The organism is Botrimarina colliarenosi (assembly GCF_007859955.1).
Classification (GTDB): Bacteria; Planctomycetota; Planctomycetia; order Pirellulales; family Lacipirellulaceae; genus Botrimarina; species Botrimarina colliarenosi.
This window is the reverse complement of record NZ_SJPR01000003.1, coordinates 114,153-133,916: the sequence shown is the minus strand read 5'-3', so window position 1 is coordinate 133,916 and position 19,764 is coordinate 114,153. Positions and strand designations below refer to the sequence as shown.

At 65.2% G+C, this 19,764-nt stretch carries 18 protein-coding genes; 6 read left to right on the top strand and 12 right to left on the bottom strand.

The window, feature by feature from the left end:
* The first annotated feature begins 106 nt into the window (after positions 1 to 106).
* Positions 107 to 640 (top strand): TPR end-of-group domain-containing protein, encoded by a 534-nt coding sequence (locus tag Pla108_RS12225; RefSeq protein ID WP_146445235.1) that lies wholly within the window; start codon positions 107 to 109, stop codon positions 638 to 640.
* A gap of 450 nt (positions 641 to 1,090) precedes the next feature.
* Here the strand turns inward: Pla108_RS12225 and Pla108_RS12220 are convergent, their stop codons facing one another.
* The 5 genes from Pla108_RS12220 to Pla108_RS12200 form a co-directional block, all read right to left on the bottom strand.
* Positions 1,091 to 3,019, bottom strand: a complete 1,929-nt coding sequence (locus Pla108_RS12220; RefSeq protein ID WP_146445234.1) for a hypothetical protein — start codon at positions 3,017 to 3,019, stop codon at positions 1,091 to 1,093.
* A 279-nt stretch (positions 3,020 to 3,298) separates the two neighbouring features.
* Positions 3,299 to 4,432: a DNA-processing protein DprA gene (gene dprA / locus Pla108_RS12215; RefSeq protein WP_146445233.1), complete on the bottom strand. Its 1,134-nt coding sequence runs from the start codon at positions 4,430 to 4,432 to the stop codon at positions 3,299 to 3,301.
* A gap of 80 nt (positions 4,433 to 4,512) precedes the next feature.
* Complete coding sequence (locus Pla108_RS12210; protein ID WP_197526510.1) at positions 4,513 to 5,061, bottom strand: response regulator transcription factor; 549 nt, start codon at positions 5,059 to 5,061, stop codon at positions 4,513 to 4,515.
* 507 nt (positions 5,062 to 5,568) lie between these two features.
* The gene (gene aroB / locus Pla108_RS12205) at positions 5,569 to 6,663 is read right to left on the bottom strand and encodes a 3-dehydroquinate synthase (RefSeq protein WP_146445231.1); all 1,095 of its coding nucleotides are present in this window, start codon (positions 6,661 to 6,663) and stop codon (positions 5,569 to 5,571) included.
* A gap of 19 nt (positions 6,664 to 6,682) precedes the next feature.
* A complete protein-coding gene (locus tag Pla108_RS12200) occupies positions 6,683 to 7,105 on the bottom strand; it encodes a hypothetical protein (protein ID WP_146445230.1) in 423 nt (140 codons plus the stop codon).
* 34 nt (positions 7,106 to 7,139) lie between these two features.
* Between Pla108_RS12200 and Pla108_RS12195 the strand changes: the two genes are divergently transcribed.
* The 4 genes from Pla108_RS12195 to Pla108_RS12180 all read left to right on the top strand — a co-directional run bounded on the left by Pla108_RS12195 (position 7,140) and on the right by Pla108_RS12180 (position 11,350).
* A complete protein-coding gene (locus tag Pla108_RS12195) occupies positions 7,140 to 7,955 on the top strand; it encodes a ParA family protein (RefSeq protein WP_146445229.1) in 816 nt (271 codons plus the stop codon).
* Positions 7,956 to 8,495: 540 nt separating this feature from the next.
* Positions 8,496 to 9,152, top strand: a complete 657-nt coding sequence (locus Pla108_RS12190; RefSeq protein ID WP_146445228.1) for an RNA polymerase sigma factor — start codon at positions 8,496 to 8,498, stop codon at positions 9,150 to 9,152.
* Positions 9,153 to 9,327: 175 nt separating this feature from the next.
* Positions 9,328 to 10,332, top strand: coding sequence for a hypothetical protein (locus Pla108_RS12185; protein WP_146445227.1), 1,005 nt, complete (start codon positions 9,328 to 9,330; stop codon positions 10,330 to 10,332).
* 184 nt (positions 10,333 to 10,516) lie between these two features.
* Positions 10,517 to 11,350 carry a hypothetical protein gene (locus Pla108_RS12180; protein ID WP_146445226.1) on the top strand — a complete coding sequence of 278 codons (834 nt, stop codon included), beginning with the start codon at positions 10,517 to 10,519 and terminating at the stop codon, positions 11,348 to 11,350.
* Positions 11,351 to 11,433: 83 nt separating this feature from the next.
* On the opposite strand, the gene Pla108_RS12175 is transcribed toward Pla108_RS12180, so the two are convergent.
* The 7 genes from Pla108_RS12175 to Pla108_RS12145 form a co-directional block, all read right to left on the bottom strand.
* Complete coding sequence (locus tag Pla108_RS12175) at positions 11,434 to 13,308, bottom strand: ABC transporter ATP-binding protein (protein ID WP_146445225.1); 1,875 nt, start codon at positions 13,306 to 13,308, stop codon at positions 11,434 to 11,436.
* A 302-nt stretch (positions 13,309 to 13,610) separates the two neighbouring features.
* Positions 13,611 to 14,708 (bottom strand): ABC transporter permease, encoded by a 1,098-nt coding sequence (locus Pla108_RS12165; RefSeq protein ID WP_231934462.1) that lies wholly within the window; start codon positions 14,706 to 14,708, stop codon positions 13,611 to 13,613.
* A gap of 31 nt (positions 14,709 to 14,739) precedes the next feature.
* Positions 14,740 to 14,877: a hypothetical protein gene (locus tag Pla108_RS20980; protein ID WP_197526509.1), complete on the bottom strand. Its 138-nt coding sequence runs from the start codon at positions 14,875 to 14,877 to the stop codon at positions 14,740 to 14,742.
* Positions 14,878 to 14,911: 34 nt separating this feature from the next.
* The gene (locus Pla108_RS12160) at positions 14,912 to 15,904 is read right to left on the bottom strand and encodes an ABC transporter permease (protein ID WP_146445224.1); all 993 of its coding nucleotides are present in this window, start codon (positions 15,902 to 15,904) and stop codon (positions 14,912 to 14,914) included.
* 87 nt (positions 15,905 to 15,991) lie between these two features.
* Positions 15,992 to 18,073, bottom strand: a complete 2,082-nt coding sequence (locus tag Pla108_RS12155; RefSeq protein WP_231934461.1) for an ABC transporter substrate-binding protein — start codon at positions 18,071 to 18,073, stop codon at positions 15,992 to 15,994.
* 108 nt (positions 18,074 to 18,181) lie between these two features.
* Positions 18,182 to 18,667 (bottom strand): flagellar basal body-associated FliL family protein, encoded by a 486-nt coding sequence (locus tag Pla108_RS12150; RefSeq protein WP_146445223.1) that lies wholly within the window; start codon positions 18,665 to 18,667, stop codon positions 18,182 to 18,184.
* The gene (locus Pla108_RS12145; protein ID WP_146445222.1) at positions 18,664 to 19,179 is read right to left on the bottom strand and encodes a flagellar basal body-associated FliL family protein; all 516 of its coding nucleotides are present in this window, start codon (positions 19,177 to 19,179) and stop codon (positions 18,664 to 18,666) included. The genes Pla108_RS12150 and Pla108_RS12145 overlap by 4 nt, the downstream gene beginning before the upstream one ends.
* A gap of 133 nt (positions 19,180 to 19,312) precedes the next feature.
* Between Pla108_RS12145 and Pla108_RS12140 the strand changes: the two genes are divergently transcribed.
* On the top strand, positions 19,313 to 19,759 hold the full coding sequence (locus Pla108_RS12140) for a flagellar basal body-associated FliL family protein (protein ID WP_146445221.1): 447 nt from the start codon (positions 19,313 to 19,315) through the stop codon (positions 19,757 to 19,759).
* Positions 19,760 to 19,764: the final 5 nt, after the last annotated feature.

Sequence of the window (19,764 nt, the reverse complement as noted above, 5' to 3'; positions counted from 1 at the left end):
TGTTTTGCGCTTCGTTGTCGGGCGATAGAATCGGGGTCGTGATCGACGAAGGGATGTCGTCGCCAATTAACGGGTCCTTCCCCCCCGCGCAGAGAGCCCCTCGCGAATGTTCGCCCTGTCGAATCTTTCCCGACACCGATTGCAGCTCGAAGGCGCCTCGCGCGAAGCGGAGGGCTATCTCGAGCTTGGCATGTCGGCCCAAGCGCTGGGATCGCTCCAGCGGCGCGGCAAGCTGGTGCACGCCGACGCCCACGCCTGTTACCTGATGGGCGAGGCGTTCCGCGAGCTCGACCGCCATAGCGAAGCGGTCATCCCGCTCCGCCGAAGTGTCGAACTCGACCCCACGCCGACCGAGGCGTGGCTCGCTCTGGGCTGGTGCTACAAGCGCTCGGGACGGCTCGACGAGGCGATCTGGTCGCTCGAGCAGGCGATCCGCCGGACCCCCGGCGACGCCCTGCTGAACTACAACCTCGCCTGTTACTACAGCCTGGCGGGCCGCAATCTCGACGCCCTGCGACGGCTCAAGCGCGCCTTCGACCTCGACGCCAGCTTCCGCTCGATGGTCACGGGCGAGCCCGACTTCGCCCCGCTCCGCGACGATCCGGCATTCCGGATGCTGCTCGCCGCCACGGCGTCGTAGGGTCCGCTGGGCGGACCGTGGTTGGCGGTTCGACGCAACGATCAACTCGCCCTCCCGAGTTGTAGGGAGCCGGAAGCGTCAGCGCCCGGAGTTGAAGCGCCAAACGACTCAACCGCGACGCCACTCCGGGCGCTGACGCTTCCGGCTCCCTGCCAATTGACTCGGTAAAGTCGGTTCGTGGGTGAAAGTCGGTCCAACGGTCCGCACCGCGGACCCTACAAATAACGACGAGGCCCGCCGACCACTTGGTCGACGGGCCTCGCCACACAAAGGGGGACTATGTGCCGGGCCTCGCCCCGTGGGTACGGGGGCGTCAGCCCGGCGAAGCCAGCGGTCCGTTCCCAGGGGGGGGCGGGAACGGCCGCGGCTCAAGACTTTAGAACTTGTCGTCGAAGGGTTCCGGGGTGGCGGTTGCAACCCGCCTGGCCCCGCTCAGGACGCCAGCGACTCTCAGAACTTATACTCAACACCGGTCTGCAAGCCGTGCAGGATGATCGAGTTGTTGGTGTCGATGTGGCTGACCGATTGAGCGTTCGACCAGTACGTGTTCTGGAACTCCTCGACGCCCAGGGCCACACCACCGATGCCGATGAAGCGGTACGCGGCGGTAAGGCGGCAGTTGCAGCTCACCTGGTAACCGAGGCCCGCCCGTAGCTCGCCAACGTAGGCCAGCGAGGTCTCGCTGCCGCGGGCCGAAGCCGGTCCGCCGCCGTTGTAGTAGCTGAGATACGAGGCGCCGCCGCCGTAGACCCGCTTCGAGACCTCGGCGTTGTTGCCGTAGATGCCCACCACGCCGTCCGCGAACAGGTTCCACCGGCAACCGACGAGCCAGTTCATGCTCGAGCCGAGTTGGAAGCCAACCAGTTCGTTGTTGGCCTCGTAGTCGGAGAAGATTACCGAGTTGTCGTCGCGGGGGAACCCTTGGTAGGTGGCGTACTCACCGGCGTTCGGGTTGCCTGCCCCGTCGGTGACGGTGTACTGCCAGTCGTATCCGAAGTCGTCGTCGATCCGCATGTAGCGGACGCCCAACAACCCGTTGATGAAGAAGCGCCGCGGGGGGCAAGCCGGGGCACACGCCACGTTGCACCCGCCGCAGTCGTCGTAGCCGCCACAGGCGCCGGTGTCGCATCCGCCGTAGCCGCAAGCCGACTGACCCGCCGCGAGCACCCCCTGCAGGCGACCGCCACCGCAGCCGGCGGCCATCGTCGGCGTCCCGAACCGCCAGAAGTTCAGCTCGAGGTTCTGGGCCGAGAAACGCTGCCGGACGCGGACGCCGAGGACCCGGACGTCGTTGGCGGTCAGGTCGTCGTCGGCCGGCATACCCGGATCGACATAGATCGGGCGGTTCGTATAGGCGCCGCCGGCCCCGTCACGGTCCGTGTAAAGGCCTTCGTAGTTCTTGAGCGTGTACATCCGCTGGGGATACGTCGATGACACCGTGCCCGGCAGGATCATCTGGGCCGAGCTCTCGTCCGTGTCGAGTCCCCAGTAGGCGACTTCCCATGCGAACGGCTGCTGGCAGTTGCAGGCGTCGTGGCCGAAGGTGCTGCCGAAGCGGACCTCGGCGCCAAACGCCCCGTCGTAGCCGGCGTCGGCCGTGTTGAGGTACATGTCCGACGGCATCGGGTAGTAGTCGGCCGTCCAGCCGGTGGTGTCGGTCAGGTAGGCGACGTTGCTCTTCGCCTGGTCGCCGCCGCGGGTCAGGTACAACCCATAGACCCCGGCGAACCACTGACGCTGCGGCCGCACCGGACCGCCGTAGCAACCGACGTCGCACGCCGGCGCCGAGTCGTAGCAACCGCCGTTGTCGTAGCCGCCGTAGTTCGCCATCGGGGCCGACGAGTAGTCCGTGCCGCAGTTGCCCGTCGCACAACCGTCCGACGCGGCCTGGTACGACGACGCTGGGTACGACGCCGCCGGGTGCGTGGCCATCGGCTGCGTGGCCGCCTGCGGGGCGTAGTGCGTCACCGGCTGCTCGTAGCCGCCGTCGTACATCATGGGCGCCGACTGCGCGGCCGGCGGCGTGTGGGCTGCTGGCGGCGCTGGGGCGGCCGGCGGCGTCGCGGCTTGAACGGCGTCGTTAATCGCCTCGGCGGGCGCCGGCAACTCTGCGGCCTGGGCGACCCGGGGGTAGCCGTAGCCGTTCCCGTAGGCGTTGCCATATCCAGGAGGGGTGCCATATCCAGGAGGGGTGCCGTACCCAGGAGGCGCGTAGGCCGGGTTCATCGCCGTTCGCGGCGGATAGGCCGGGGCGGCCTGCTGAGGCGGGGCCTGATAGTTATTGACGGCAACGAACTGAGCCGCCGCGGGCTGGGCCGATCCGGCGGCCAAGGCGAAACTCGCCGCGAATCCGCATGTCGCCTGAACGAATCGTTTCATCCGTGAGTACTCCTGTCGCTCCGTCATCCGCCGGGAGCTCGACGTGGCTGGTCACAATCGACGAGCCACCGAGGAAGTTCGCTCAGCCGGCTCCGCCGACCGGGAGCGGGCAGTTCGCAGCGAACCGACCATTCCACGGGAAGAAATCGGGTGACACGGCCGTCCGAATCGTGCCAATCCGACCACGTCGAGCGCGCCACTCGGATCGCCGCCTAGCGGCGTCGCTACAGACGGTCACAAGGCCGCAAGCAGGCGGGTCAACGCAACCGGCAAACTCTCTCAGGCTCGGCAGACCGAGACGCCACTTATGCGGCGAATCGCCCCACCCGCCTCGAGTTGCGAGATACCGGCCAGGACTTGCTCCACCGGCAGGCCCGTCTGGTCGACGAGCTGATCGATGCTGGTGGTCTCGCTGCCTACGCCCGCCAGCAAGGTCCGCATCGGTTCGCCCCAGTCAATCACGGGGGCCGGCGCCGACGGCCGCTCGGGCCGGCGGGTTGGTGGCGAAGACGACGCGACGAGATTCGCCAGGGCGTCAATTTCCTCCAGGACGTCCTCCACGCAAGTGACCAGTTTGGCGCCCTCTTGGATCAGCCGGTGGCACCCGTGCGACTGCACGCTGTCGATCGGCCCCGGCAGGGCGAAGGCGTCACGCCCCTGCTCGGCGGCGTGCCGCGCGGTGATCAGAGCGCCCGACCTTTCCGCCGCCTCGATCACCAGCACACCGAGCGACAAGCCGCTGATGATCCGGTTCCGCTGCGGAAACGAGCCACTCATCGGCGGCATCGGCGGCGGCGCCTCGGCGAGCAACGCGCCGTGCTGGCTGACGTCGTCGGCCAAGGGGCCGTGCTCGGGCGGATAGATCCGCATCAGCCCGCCGGCCATCGCCGCGATCGTCCGGCCGCCCGCCTCGATAGCCGCCCGGTGCGCGACGCCATCCACCCCCCGCGCCAGCCCACTGACGACCGTCACGCCGGCCAGCGCCAACTGCCTTGCGATCAGCTCGGTCTGTCGCAGTCCATAGCGGGTGGCCCGCCGGGTCCCGACAATCGCCACCGCCCGGTGATCGACCGGCTCGATCGCCCCGCGGCAGTACAGCACGGCCGGCGGGTCGGGGATCTCCCGCAGGGACGCCGGATACTCATCGTCAGAAATCGCCAGCACGCGGATGCCGCACTCGGCCGCGCGATCGAGCATCTGCGTCGCTTTATCGGCGGCGGGGGCCGCGGAAATCGCGACCGCGGTTTTCGAGCCGACGCCCCGGACTTCCTGAAGGATATTTGGCGAGGCGGCGAGCACCGCGCCGGCGTCGCCTAGGGCCTCGATCAGACGACCCCTGAGCAAGGGACCCACGCCGCGGACACACGACAGCCGGACCTCGGCGAGGGTCTCCTCCGAATAGGGTGACGTCATGGCGGGCCGGTGAGCGAGTGTCGGAGACGTTTCGCTCCGACACTAATTGGCCTGCAGGCGAGCCGCCACTCTTTCGGCGTCTAGCCGCTGTGCCCTTGCGCCGCGCAGATGTAGCTAATCAGCTGCGCCAGGCTCTTGGCCTTCATCTTCTTCATGATCTTCGAGCGTCTTAACTCGACCGTCCGGAGCCCGATCGACAGCCGCTGGGCGATCTGCTTGTTCGGCATCCCCGCGAGCATCCCTTCGAGGACCTCGTGCTCGGCCGGGGTGAGCGCCGACGCGGCGCGGCGATGCTTCATCACGTTGCGACGTGACGCCCGGAACCGCAGGGCGGCGTCGGAGATTTCCCGTAAGTCTCGCGACAAACGCGCCAGAGAGTTCGGCAGCGTCAACAGCCCGCGGGCGCCCTGATTGACAACGTAGGCGGCTTGGTCGATCGACCCGTCAATCAACGCCGCCGCGATTGTCAACTCCGGCGCAAGCTGGCTCGCCCTGGCGATCCACTGCTGCGAAATAAGGCTTTCAGCGACACCGACAAAGACGACGACGTCGGCCGGCTCGAGCGTTGCCTCGCGGCTCCGCCAGTTGAGCTGCTCCAGAAGAGACTCGGGCGAACTAGCGAGTCGCACGTCCGCCCGCACCGAATGGGCCGCTACAACAATCGGAGACGCATCCGCTACGCCACAGCCGACGACATCCAGGATCGGTTTGACCGGTTTAGGCTCAGAGGTCGATGCTGTGGTCCCATCCTTGTCAGAGTCAGTCAGGTCAGACGGCATTGGAGGCATACAGAACAGAATTGTCGTAACTGCCGCTACAAAATCCCGACGGAGCCGGTTGATCCGCAGAACATCCGCGTATGGCTTCACGGAAGTTTCAGAAAACTTTACGCTACGCGAGCGAGAAAGGATGATCGTCTGGCTGCCACTCCGCGAGTCGATTGGTGCGGAATACACCAATCCTTGCCTAAAACCGCATGTAATACCGCAGTATTCATGCGGTATGTCGCATCTTTAGGGATCATTTGCGAAAATTGACCGTGGCAAACCGCATCGACATTTGTCCCTAAAGCGGGCGCGCACACCTACCGGACGCCATGCGGGCGCCGATTCTAGGCCTGTTTAGAACCTGCAACGTCAGCCCGCCATGGCCGCCAGAACGGCGTCGTCACCGGGGCTCGTGACGGTTTCCACCTCCCCCAGACGGGTCGGCAGTACAAAGTGGACCTCGCCGTCGCGGACTTTCTTGTCCCGCCACATCAGGGCCGATAGCTCGCCCAATTCAATGCCGTCAGGGACCGCGACGGGCAGTCCAAAACGCTCCAGCAACTCGACTTGGCGACGGGTCACCGACGACTCAATCCGCCCCATGCTTTCGGCAAGTCGCGACGCGCACACCATGCCGATCGCGACCGCCTCGCCATGAAGCAACTCGCTGTAGCCGGTGGCCGCCTCTAAGGCGTGGCCGAATGTGTGACCGTAGTTGAGTTTCGCCCGCTGGCCCGACTGCTCTCGTTCGTCGGCCTCAACCACATCGGCCTTCAAGCGACAGCTGCGCTGGATGATTTCGCGGAGGACTTGCGCGTCACGGGCGACAACGGCGTCCGCTTTTTGCTCTAAGAACTCGAAGAAGTCGGCGTCGAGGATCACGCCGTACTTCACCACTTCGGCGAGCCCCGCGCTGTACTCACGCTCGGGGAGGGTCTTCAGCACGTCGGTGTCGATCAGCACGCCCTCGGGCTGCCAAAAGGCGCCGACCATGTTCTTGGCGCCCTCGAGATTGACGCCTGTTTTACCGCCGACCGAGCTATCAACCTGGGCGAGCAGGGTCGTCGGCATCTGAAAAAAGCGGAGTCCGCGGGCGAAGGTCGCGGCGACGAATCCGGCGATATCACCGACGACGCCCCCGCCGACCGCGAGGATGACCGTCTGCCGATCGCACCCCTCGTCGAGCATGGTCTGCCACAAGTCGGCGGCCACGTCGGGGGACTTGCTAGGCTCGCCCGCCTCGACCACCAACACGTGTGATTCGACGCCGGCTTCGACGAAGAGGTCGGCGAGCGGGTCGCCATACAACTCGTCGACGTTGGTGTCCGTCACGACCACCACGTGCTGAGCCCCGCCGCGCTCGGCGACGAAGTCGGCGGCTTTCTCCAGCAGCCCGGCGCCGATCTGTATGTCATAGCTCCGGTCGGCGAGGGAGACGCGGACGCTAGCAATATCGTTGTTCATTCGCTGCCGGTGGGGCTCGTTAGGCGTCGCTGGTGAGGCGGCCCGTTAGTCGGTCGAGGTCCGCGACCTGGACGGTGATCTGGCGGCTGAAGCCAGTGTGGACTCGGACGTAGTGCAACTCGGCCGCCGAAGCCGCCTCGGCGTGCAGCAGGCGTTCGAAACGCCGGCGCCGCGTCGGCTCCCAGTCGCCCGCCGCCGCCCTGGTCGCGCCGGGCCAGAGCGTGACCTCTTCGACCACCAAAGCCTCGCGGTACGGATCGAAGGGGTCGGGCATCAGGAACGGCAAAGGGACGCTGGAAGGGGCTTGGCGAGACGGCGCCGCTAGCGTCGCCGCCTCCGTACGGAGAGCCCAAATATATCCCATGCCGCTGCGGTAGCCGAGCCGCCGGCAGATTGGCCTGGGGCCGGCGCTGCGGGGTCCGCTACCCTCGGTGAACAACATCTGGCCGCCACGACCCCTCTACGATCCATCCGTCATGAAAAGCCTCGCCGTCATCAATCAGAAAGGGGGCGTCGGCAAGACCACCACGGCGGTCAACCTCGCGGCTTCGCTCGCCCGGGCCGGTCAGCGCGTCGGCCTGATCGACCTCGACCCCCAGGGCCACGCCACCTTGCACCTTGGCGCCGAACCCAAACGACCGACGGCGACCACCTACGACCTGCTCACGGGCGACGCCTCGTTAGCAGACGTTTGGTGCGAAACCGCCGAAGGCGTGCGTGTAGCCCCCGCCCACATCGACCTGGCGGCGGCGGAGCTGGAACTTGCTGGCGTCGTTGGCCGCGAGATGATCCTCCGCGACAAGCTAGCGGGCGCGGAAGCCGAGTTTGACTACATCCTGGTCGATTGCCCGCCATCGCTTGGCGTCTTGACGCTCAACGCCCTCTCGGGGGTCGAGGATGTCTTCCTGCCGTTGCAGCCTCACTTCTTGGCCCTGCACGGCCTCAGCAAGCTGATGAAGACGGTTGACCTTGTCGCCGAACGACTGAATCCTCGGCTGAAGATGGCGGGCGTCGTGCTCTGCCTCTACGAATCGGGCACCCGGCTCGCGACCGAGGTGAGTGCCGACGTCGAAACCTATTTCAACCAACTCCGAGGGCGCAGCGGCCCTTGGGGGCATATCCGGCTGTTCGACACCAGGATCCGCCGCAATATCCGCCTGGCCGAGGCGCCGAGCCACGGGCAATCGATCTTCGCCTACGACCGCAGCAGCCGCGGGGCCGAGGACTACCGTGCGCTGGCGGGCGAAGTCCTCGCCTACTATGCCGGCCGTGAGTTGTCGGCGGCGGCGTAGGCGACGGCGAGCCGCACGGCTTCTTCGCGGCTGCCCGCTTTGTGAGACAATTCACAAACCCTTCTCTCTCCGCGATTTAAGGCGGCAGGCGGGAACTTCCCGGCGTGGTGCGGCGTCTCCTAATGGCGCCGCGAAATCAGACAATCGTCCCATTACGAGACGACTGGATTGGCAGCTCGGAATCCCAAAATTGCATTTTTGACAGTTCGTCAGAAATGCTATCATCCGGTAGAGGCCTGAACAAATAGGCGCCTACCAAGCGTAAACCGCTGTCCAAGAATGATTTAGGGGTCGCCGCCCCCCCTACAGAACCAGTGCGGTCGCAAGAATGGCACAGTCATTGCAAATCAACAGAGGTGCAGCGAGTGGAAGCCGCCCGCATGGAGGTGCGGCAACCCGCTTGAAGCAGCGATCCAAAGCCCCAAGGAAGACCGCGAGTGAGCTCGTGAGGGGCGGCGGAATTACCAATGAAGACGTCGGGGAAGCAAGGACTCGTTCCCTCGGGCCGTCGAACTCTCGAGAAGAGGAGTTCGCAGGATTATGACCACGCAAGCCACGGAAGTTCGCAGCACCGACTCGGCCGCCCTCCTGGCGACGCCCCTGGAGCAGCTCTCGGACGAGCAGCTCTTGGCGCTGCACCAGACGGCCGCCGAAGACCGCCCCTACCTCGCGACGCTCATCCAACGCTATGAGCGCGAGCTTTACAGCTTCCTCCGCCGTTATCTGGGCGACGCCGCCCTGGCCGAGGACGCCTTCCAGGCCACTTTCCTGCAGGTCCACCGCAAGGGCCACCTGTTTGACTCCGGTCGGAAGTTCCGCCCGTGGCTTTACACCGTCGCCACGAACCGGGCGATTGACCTGCAACGCCGGAACAAGCGTCACCAAGCGGTCAGCCTGAACCGCTCGGCCCGGGCGGAGCAATCGGACTCCGGCTCGCTGATCGACCTCCTTCCTTCAGGAGAGTCGGGCCCCGGCGAACGCTTCGAGACCGCCGAGCGTAGTGAATGGGTGAGGCGAGCCGTCGCCAGTCTGCCGGAACCGCTCCAGCAGGTGGTGTCGCTCGTCTACTTCCGCGGCATGAAGTACCGCGAGGCGGCTGACGAACTGAGCGTGCCGGTCGGCACGGTCAAGAGTCGGCTGCACTCGGCGGTCGGAAGCCTCGGCCAGCAGTGGCGTGAAGCCCACCCGACGACCTGAGACGCCCCCCTTCCCGGTACGAAAACGGAGCGGGCCGCTCGGAGACGGGCGGCCCGCTTTGTGTTTCTACTGGCCACGGCCGCCGCGGGCAAAGTAAGCTTTGTTTATCGGCAAACCGGGTCGGGCTGGGGGCGACGCCTCCGGCCGATCGATTAGCGTGGCGGGCGGCCCTTCGATGTGCGACGAAGACGAGATCCTCCTCCGCTATCACTTCGGCGACATGAGTCCCGCCGAACTCGCTCAGTTCGAGCAGCGGCTCGTTAATGAGCCAGAACTCGCCGAGCGCCTGCAAGAGCTTCGCGACTGCATCGCGGTCAACGGCGTCCCCGGCTGCACGGGCAGCAGGACACCCCCATCCGAGGCGCCGGCGCGGCTCGCTGACCGCACGGTGCAGGCCATCTTCGCCGGCCATCTCGAGCGGGCGAGCGAGTGCGTCGGTCGCAAGCGGTTTAATCTTGTTGAAGTGGTCGCGGTCGGCGTCGTCGCCACCTTCCTCGGCGCCCTCATCCTGCCAGGCCTGTTGGTTGCGCGCGAAGCGCGGAATCGGAACGTGTGCGCGAACAATCTCCATGAGATCGGTAAGAGTCTTGAATCCTACCGATTAACCCATGCGGGCCACTTCCCAATGATTGGGGAAGAGGAAAACGCGGGGTTGTTCTCGGCGATGCTTGCCGAAGGCGACGCCTTCGACCGCGAAGTACTTCAGCGATTGCTTGTTTGCCCCTCCTCCGAGTTGGCGGAACGCGTGGCGGCAGGCGAGGTGCGGGTCGTCGTCCCGACGCTTGAAACGCTCTTAACCGAGCGGGACCCAATCGAGCTGGACCGCCTACAGCGGTACATGGGCGGTAGCTTCGCCTACCGCATCGGCTACCGCGTGGACGGAGAATATGTCGAACCCGAGGAGGGTGGGAACTGCCGGCTACCTCTCATGGCGGACGCTCCGTCGCGGCGATGCAGCATCTCGGTGGTCAGCCAAAACCACGGCGGCTGCGGGCAGAACGTGTTGTTCGCGGGAGGGACGGTGCGGTTCGTCTCAGGATGCTGGATGCCGGAGCAGTCCGACCATCTGTTCCTCAACGATGACAACGAGATCGCCGCCGGCAGCCACCGGGGCGACATCGTGCTCGCCCCCAGTGGGGTAACGCCGCTGGGTGTGCCGTTCGTCCACTTTGGGCTCTGATTCCGAGCCCCGTGTTGCATTCAGGCAACACCGATCGCGCCGGCAGTCCAAGGGCGAGGCAGCTCTAAACCATTTCAAGGCAACGACTTAGCGGCAGTATTCCAAAACGCGTAGCGCCACGGCCCGACGGTTGCAGGAGGGGACCAAACCCTCCGCCCCAATCGTCGACCGAGCTTTGCCCGGAATGCCGCCTCGCCAACTTGTCGAAATCGCCGGTCTGCTCAGCCTCCGCAGCGGCCCGCTGCTGAAGTCGAAAGCCGCCGTCTGTTCCGACACCCTGTCCGAATACTGGATCGCGTCGCGTTGTCGCCTCGACGAGTGGGGCCGGCTGCTGCGGACCCTTGGGCACAGCCGTTCGGCGCCCCCTGCCGACGAAGCGGGCGGGCTGCTGATTCGCTTGGTGGAAGAGGTCACCCTTAGCGAGCTGTTGGCGCGAATCGTCGCCGCCATCTGCGCCGCGGACGACCTGCGACGTACGGGAGAAGAAGCGGGCCCGATCGGCCAGAACACCCTCGACGGCCACCGCGAGGCCTCGAGCCGCCTTCGGGCGCTGGTCTTCGCCTGGTGGCCCGCCGACTCGCCCCGGTCTCGCCATGCCCGCTCCCTCACGAAACAGACCGAACGCTGGACCGACGTGCTCCTGGCTTACGTCGGGGTCACCGCCGACGTCGAGCGCTTCGCCATCGACCCCTCACGGCTCCGAGAGTTCGCGTACGACGTTCAGTCACACGGCGCCGAATCGAGCCAAGCCGCCAGCCAGCTGCTGGCGTTCGGTTTGCGGGATGGCTTCGCCGCCGCGACCCAGGCGCCGCTTAACGGTGACCTCAACCGCCGCATCGCCGGCGCGGCTCTCGCCTTGTTCGGGCCCGCCGGTTTCGACGGACACGGCCTGCAGCGTCCCCCCTGGATGCTTCGCGCCGAACGGACCGCCGATGACACCATCGCTCTGGTCGATCGCCTCTTCGAAGACGACGACACGCCGCTCGGCATGCGGCTGCCGCAACGCTGGCGGATTTGAATGGGGTCCGCGGTGCGGGCCGTTCTCATGGGGTTGGCCTCACGCCGGGTTCCAACCGCTAACCACGGTCCGCACAGCGGACCCTACGCGTTCGCTGCGCGCATCGCTTCGCGTTGTTCGACGCGCTGGCGGATCTGCTCGATATCGTCGTCGGGCGTCGCGCTAATGAGTTTGCGCGTGTAATCTTCGCGCGGGTTCGCGTAGATATTCTCCGACGGGCCGAACTCAACGATCTTGCCGCCGTTCATGACCGCCATCATGTCGGCCATGAACTTAACGACCGAGAGATCGTGGCTGATGAAGATGTAGGTCAGGCCGCGGCTCTCTTGCAGGCGCTTCAGCAGGTTGAGCACCTGGGCCTGGACCGAGACGTCGAGCGCAGAAACCGACTCGTCGCAGACGATGAACTCCGGCTCGACCGCCAACGCCCGGGCGATGCAGATCCGCTGCCGCTGGCCGCCGGAGAACTCGTGCGGGTAGCGACGCAGATGCTCGGGCTTGAGGTCAACTTCTTCGAGCAGGGCCGCCGCCATGTCACGCCGCTCGGCGCGGCTCTTGCCGAGGCCATGCACGTTCATCGGCTCGACGATCGTCGATTCCACCGTCATCCGTGGGTTCAGCGAGCCGTACGGGTCTTGGAAAATGATCTGTAGCTTGCGGCGGAGCCGGCGCAGGTCGTTCGAGCCGAGCGCGCCGACATCCTGCCCCTCGAACTTCACGCCGCCGCCCGTTGGCTCGATAAGCCGGAGGATGGCCCGCCCGGCGGTGGTCTTCCCGCAACCCGACTCGCCCACCAGGCCGAGGGTCTGGCCGCGGTAGACTTTGAACGAGACCCCGTCGACCGCTTTGACGTGATCGACGACGCGAGCGAGCACGCCGCGACGGACTGGGAAGTAGACCTGCAAGTCATTCACTTCGAGCAGCGGGGTCGTCCCTTCTTCGACGGCCGTCGTGTCGGCGGGATGGCGCGCTTCGTCCCAAGGGTGACCCATCGCGGCCAGCTCGCTCTTGGGATGCAGCAGGCGGCCGCGGCCGTGGGTCGTCATCCGCTTGATGTCGGCCTCGGTGAGCTTCTTCTCGACGACTTCGACTTCGGTCGTCCCGTCGGGCTGCACGACGTCGCGCGTCGTCATAAAGTCGCTCACCGTCGGCAGCAAGCGGTAGGTCGAATCAAGGCGTGGCCGGCACGACAACAGGCCTTTCGTATAGGGGTGCTTCGGGTTCTCAAAGATATCGAGCACCGGGCCGTACTCCACCATCTTGCCGCGGTACATCACCAGCACGTCGTCGGCGATCTCGGCGATCACCCCCAGGTCGTGGGTGATGAACAGGATCGACATGCCGCGGCTGTCGCGGAGCCGGCGGAGGATGTCGAGGATCTGCGCCTGGATCGTGACGTCGAGGGCGGTGGTCGGCTCGTCGGCAATCAAGAGCTCGGGGTCGCAGGACAACGCCATGGCGATCATCACACGCTGCTTCTGCCCGCCCGACATCTGGTGCGGGTAGCTATCGACGCGTGACTCGGGGTTGGGGATTCCCACCTCGTCGAAGAGCTCGATCGTCCGCTGCCGGGCCTCGGACTTCGACATCCCTTGGTGCAGGCGTAAGGCCTCCATCACCTGGGCGCCGACGGTGAACACGGGATTCAGCGACGTCATCGGCTCCTGAAAGATCATGCTGACCGTCGCGCCGCGCAGTTTGCGCATCTGCGGCTCGGGCAGGCCGACCAACTCCTTGCCGAGCAGCGAGATCGACCCCGACTCGATCTTCGCCGACGACGCCAAGAGCTTCATCACCGACAACGACGTGACGCTCTTGCCCGAACCGCTCTCGCCAACGATGCCGAGGGTGCGTCCCTCGTCGAGGCGGAACGAGATGTCGTCCACCGCCCGCACCACGCCTTCCTCGGTGTGAAAGTAGGTGCGGAGGTTTTTGATAGCGATGACGGGGGTGGTCACGGTCTTGGGGGCGGCTGGAGGATGGCCACGAAGAGGCGCAGAAAGCACAAAAAACTAGTGCGTTTGACTGAGGATGTATTTCTTGATGGAGAGCTTTGACGCGCCGAAATTGATTAGCAAGCCGTGCAGCAAGGATCGTTCATCGGCCTTCTCAAGATGCCCTTGGCGTAGGTAGCAGTGAATCTCAAAACTGGTCTCACGAACAATATCGCAAAGCTCATTCACATTGGACCAATCCGCCATATCCACCACCCTTCTCTTCTTGTGCCTTCTGCGCCTTCTCGTGGCTACTCTTTCTACTCTTAGTCCGCTTCGCTAAGCCGCGGGTCGGTCGCCTCCTGCAGCCCCTCGCCGATCAGATTGTAAGCGAGCACGGTCAAGAAGATCGCGATCCCCGGGAAGACGATTAGCCACCACATCTGCTGGATCGCCGACCGGCCGGCGTTGAGCAGCGTCCCCCAGCTCGGGTTGGGGGGCGGCGACCCGAACCCAAGAAAACTCAGCGCGCTCTCCGTCAGAATGGCGGACGCGATGCCGAAGGTGATCGGCACCAGCACCGGCGCCATCGCGTTGCGGAGCACATGACGGAACATGATCTGCGACTGCCCGACGCCGAGGGCCCGGGCGGCGGTCACGTAGTCGAGCTCTTTGAGCCGGAGGAACTCCGCCCGCGTTAGCCGGGCGATGCCGGTCCAGCCGGTGACGCCGAGCACCGCCATGAGGTGCCAGATCGTCGGCCGTTCCAGAATCGCGATCAGCGCCAGGATCAAGACGAGCGCCGGGATGCACATGACGACCTCGATCAGGCGGCTGAGCGCCATGTCGATCCACCCGCCGAAGTAACCCGCCAACGCGCCGACGACGACGCCGATCGAGGCCGCGATCCCCATCGAGACGAAGCCGACCAGCAATGCCGTCCGGGCGCCGTGGACCATCTGGGCCAGCACATCGACGCCGGCGCGGTTGGTGCCGAGCCAGTTGAAGCGGTTGGGACTCCCTTCGTCGCGGGTCGGGTTCTCGGGCTGGCCGGGCCATTCGCCCTCGCGGACCCGCCGGTTGGGGTCCTGGTAGAGGGGCGGCCAGATGGCCCAACTATCGGGGTCCTTCTCCTTGAGGTTCCCGACGTAGACGTTGCGGAAGCGATCGCGCTGGAAGACGGCGGGCTCCCAACTACGGTTGTAGTAGGCAAGGGCCGGGAAGTAGATCTGCCCCTTGTAGCGGCAGACGATCGGCTTGGTCCCAACGATCATGGGAGAGAACACGGCGATAACCGCCAGCGCCACCACGTACACCAGCGCCAGCATCGCCAGCCGCCGCCGCATGAAGCGACGACGCACCTCGGTCCAGAAGCCTGGTGAGGCGGCGCTCGATGGATCGGCGGGTTGGACCACGGATGACACGGATTTCACGGATTTGGGTTAGGCGTAGGGGTCAGCGGACGATTCGTTTCCACTCGATCTTGCTGTGCTTGAAGTTGATGAGGACTGCCAGATCGAGGCCTGGACGCAACTCGTTCGTGGCCGCCATCGCGGCGCCAATCACTTCTCGACTCAATGCCTCGTGCTTCATCCGAGCAATCCGTTTTATCCGTGGTCAAACTCCGTCATGAGTAACTCACACGGGGATCGACAATCGCGTAGAGCAGGTCCGCCAGCAGTTGTCCGAGCAGGGTCAGCACGCTGAACATCAGCATCAGTCCCATCAGCGTCGGGTAGTCCCGCTCGCGGATCGACTCGAAGAACAGCTTGCCCATCCCGGGCCAACTGAAAATCTGTTCGAGGATGATCGCCCCCGACAGCAGCGTTGGCAGCGTCAGGCCGATCAGGGTCACCAGCGGGATCAGCGTGTTGCGGAAGGCGTGCTTGAGCAGCACCGCCGTGGGACCGACCCCCTTGGCCCGCGCCGTGCGGATGTAGTCCTGACGGATCACCTCTTGCATGTTGGCCCGAACAAACCGGCTGTAGTAGGCCAGGCTCGCGTAGGTGTAGCAGGTCACCGGCAGCACGGCGTGCCGGAAGAGGTCCATCAGCTGCTCGCCGCGCGACATCGTATCGAAGTTGTCGCTCACCATCCCGAACAACGGCAGTTCGAACGGGGTGCCCCGCAGGTGGATCGCGAACAACATCTGCAACAGCAACGCCGCGACGAACGACGGCAACGAGTACAGCATGTACAACGCGGTGCTCAGCACCCGTTCGTCGAGCCGGTTCGAACGAGCCGTGGCATAGAGCCCCATCGGGATCGCTAGCAAATAAGTCAGCAGCAGCGACGAGACCGACAGCATCAGCGTCGGGCCGATCCGCTCGGCGATGAGCGACGCCACCGGGGCCTTCCGCGACAGCGAGTTGCCCAGATCGCCCGTCAGGGTGCGACCGAGCCACTCGAAGTAGGCGACGTACCACGGGTCGTTCAGGCCGAACATCTCCCGCATCCGCTCGATGTCCTCGGGCCGTGGCTGCTTGTCGGGCCCCATCGACTCCATGACCACCAGCAGCGGGTCTCCCGGCATCACGCGGATCAGCCCGTACACCACAAAGGTGATCAGCAGCAGCGTCCCCAGCCCCAGCAGGATTCGGCGGATCAGATAGTCCAGCATGCGCCACGTTGGGCAGAGGGAGGCTTACGGGCCGCCGGCGCCGACAAGGCTTCGGGGCGGAGCAACGCGGTGGATCGACCGCCGCCGTCAGTTGTCGGCGGGGACCCAGACCGAGCCGAGGCCCGGGCCGTAGCTGAACGGGCCGCGCGGGCTAAAGCGATACCCACGGAGCCGCTTGTTGAAGCCGTAGAACGAGCTCCGCGTATGCAGGAACAGGTACGGCTGGTCGGCGAAGATCAGCTTGTGAATCTTGCCGTAGATCTCGGCGCGCTTTTCACGGTCGAACTCGACTTCGCCCTCGTCGAACAGGCGATCGACTTCCGGGTTGCTGTAGCTGCCGTAGTTGCGGCCTTCTCCGGTGCCGAAGATGTTCTTGTTCGTGTACGGGTCGGCGCCGGCGCCCCAGCCCGAGTACTCGGCGACGAAGTTCTTGTCCTGCACCCGCTCTTGGAACACGGCCGCCTCGAGCGACGCGATGTTGCAGCGGATGCCGATGCTATCGAGACACTCGCGGAAAAGGTTGCAGATCGCGATCCGGTCAGGCTTGTTGCTGACCATCAGCGTGAACTCGAACGGCACGATCTCGCCGTTGATCTCCTTGTCGCGGACGCCGTCGTAGTCGGAGTCGGCCCAGCCCGCCTCGTCGAGCAGGTCCTCGGCCTTGTCGAGGTCCTGCTTGTAGAGCGGGGCCGGGTCCTTGGGGAACATCCACGCGTCGGGGTGGTAGATCCCCCAGCATTGCGGGTAGAGCCCGTAGCAGAGGTCGTTGACCATCTCGTCGTAGTTCATCGCGTACGCCATCGCCTGGCGGACGCGGAGGTCTTCGAAGAGCGGTGACTTGAGGTTCCAGCCGATGTAAAAGAAGGTCCACTCGGCGCCGCGGGCCTTGGTGTTGACCTTGTAAAAGTCGTCGCTGTCGGTCTGGGTGAGCCACTGCTCGGCGCCGAGCAACGCCTCGTCGACGTCGGACGCCTTGAGGGCGAGGAGTTGCGTGTTCGTGTCTTCGATGACGCGGTGCCGGATCTTGGCGAAGTACGGCTTCTCGCGCACCGGCTTGCCATCGTGGGTGTAGTAGCTCTCCCGCCGCTTCAGCAACACCTCGCTGCCGCGTTGACGCGACTCGATCTCGTAGGGGCCGCCCGAGATCGGCTTCTTTTCGAGCTTCACGTGGTAGGGGCTGTTGCGGAGCGTGGGGTCCTCGGCGAAGGACTTCTCGTAGAGGTGTTTCGGCACCACGTAGAAGTTGAGATTCCAGACGTTGATCGCCAGCGGCTTCTTGTGGAAGTAGATGAGCGTGTGGTCGTCGTAAGCCTTGACCATCGCCAGCTGGTCGGTCCCCTGCCGCTGGGCGAGCACCGGCACCTGCGAGGTCATGATCAGCTTGTAGGAGAACTCGACGTCGTACGCGGTGATCGGCTTGCCGTCCGACCAGGTGAGGTCGTCGCGGAGGACGACTTTGTCGAGCATCCGGTCCTTGCTGGTCTGCCAGCTAGCGACGGTGTCGGCCGAGGCGCACGGGTTGAAGTTCCAGTCGAACGTGAACATGCCGAACGCGAGCATGCCGGCGACTTCCGCCTCGGCCACGCTGCTGGCGAGGAGCGGGTTGAGCGACGAGACGTCTTGCTGGATGGTGCGATTGAGCACCGCGGCGTAGTTCACTCCCGACCCGTCCTCCGGCGCCAGCACCGAGAGGGCGCTGAGGATCTTCTTATTCGCCTCGTCCGAGTCGTTCTTCATGGCGAGCGCGTCCTCGACGCTCACCTGCGCCGGCTCGGACTTTTTCTGCTCTCGCAGTAGTTCGAGAGTGTCGATGACCGGGCTCTCCTCCCACTCCACCCCTTCCTCGGCTTCGGCGAGGGTCGCGGGGGTGTCGAACGGCGTGATGAGGTCTCCCAGCACCACGGGGGCGTCGTCCGCAGCCGGCGTGTCGCTGGCGGAGGCCTCGGCTCCTGCGGATTCCGAGGAGGCCGGTTTCGAACTCGCCTCGGGCGACGACGACTTAGCGCCGCCACTGCACCCGATTAAGCCGGTGAGCGCTGCGAACGCCAGAATTGCGAGCCCGCTACACGAGCTTGCCAACGACTTTCCTTCGACCATCCCTGACGCAACCGGAAGAACGTCGGGAAGGCGGGCGCCGGCAAACCGCATCGCCCGACGTCGACGGCTCACCGCGGGCGTGGCGCGGGCACTCGGCCCCGCAACGCCCCGTAAGCTAGGTAACCTAGCACGCCTTTTCGGCGAGGGTCAACGACGCTTCGCCCGACGCGGCGGCGCCGCTCAGTCGTTGAAGAACTCAAACTCGCCGATGAGCAATCCCTCGATCGGGATCATGGGCATCGCCCGTTGAAGGCGCGCCATCACCCGCCGCCGCATCCGGGTCAGGTCGGGCTCCTGGAAATCGCTCTGGTCGCAGGTGCGGATCGACACCAGCACCTCGTCCCGCACGCGGTGCTCGTGCGTCTCCAAGAACTCGGCAACCGCGGCCGCTAGCGTCGCATCGACCTCGGCGTACAGCGCAAAGCTGATCCGTAGCTTGGACCCCTCCACGACGCGAAAGTCACGCATCATGAACCGGCCTAGCAGCAGGGCGGCGAGGTCGGGCTCAGAATCGGCTTGCTTATCTTGCCCGGATGGATCGGCCGGTTGGACGTCGCTGGCGGCTGGCGCCGGCGCCCCCCACGAGGGAGTCACCAAGAGCAGTGACGCCAGCGCACCGCCAACAGCCCGATTGTAAAGCGACTTGTACACGGCGGTCTTGCTCATAGTTCATCGATGATCACGCGACGCAAACCGATGCGACGCACGGCGGGTCCCCCCAAGAGCGGCTGCACGGCGTCGAGCAGGTGGGCCTTGAGCGTCGCCATCTGGGCTTCGAGCAGGTCGTCGCGGGTCGTGTTGCGACAGACGCTGATGACGCGGTCGCGGATGCGTCCCTCGTTGCGCTTCGTGAGCTTCTTGACTTGGCGGACTTCATGGGGATCGACCACGACGAACAGATCGATCTCGACCTCCATGAGGTTGTCCGGCTCGAATCGCTCGGTCGCACTTTCAAGCACCATCGGCACCGGCACGACGAACGTACCGATCTCGATTTCGACAAACTCCTCTCGGGTCGGCAGACGGGTGATGTTGTCGAACGCGGTGGGCGCGTCGCCCTCGCCACACCCGATCACGACGACCGAGGGGAAGAGGACCAAAGCCAAGGCCAAGACGAAGCGACGCTTCGTACGGCGGGCACGGGTCTTGCGGCGGATAGGTGGGGCGGAGGCGTCCATGGCGACTTCCAAACTTAAGTCGCAATGAGCCGTCTTGCGGGGCAGGTGTAACCTATGTTTGTGCTGTGACGCACCGGGTTCCCGCGGGGGGGCCGGTTGTGACGGTCACAATGCTCCATCGGCCCCAGACCCGATGCTCCACCTCTTCACGCCAATCCGAACCTCCTTGCTAGCGCTCGCCCTGTGCGTGTCGCAGGTGGGCTGCTACAGCGACGAAAGCCTGCTGAAGCGGATCCGGAACCATGCGATCCGCACCCGCGTCGACGAAGTCGAGCTCGGGCAGTTCCGCGTCACGCTGCCGAGAAACGACCGCACCGGCGAGATGACCGAGATCGACATCCGCATCTTCGGCGAGTCGTTCCGTTACCGCGTGAATGAGATCGAGGAGGAACTCGAAGCCAAAGCGCCGTTGATCGAGGACCTGGCGATGCGGACCCTCCGCGAGACAACCCGTCAGGAGCTGGCCGAGCCCGACCTAGAGAGCCTCCGAGGACGGCTGCTCAATTCGATGAATCAACTGCTGACCGACGCGCCGCTCGCTTCGGTCGGCTTCTACGATGTCCGCTTCATCCGGCACTGATCGCG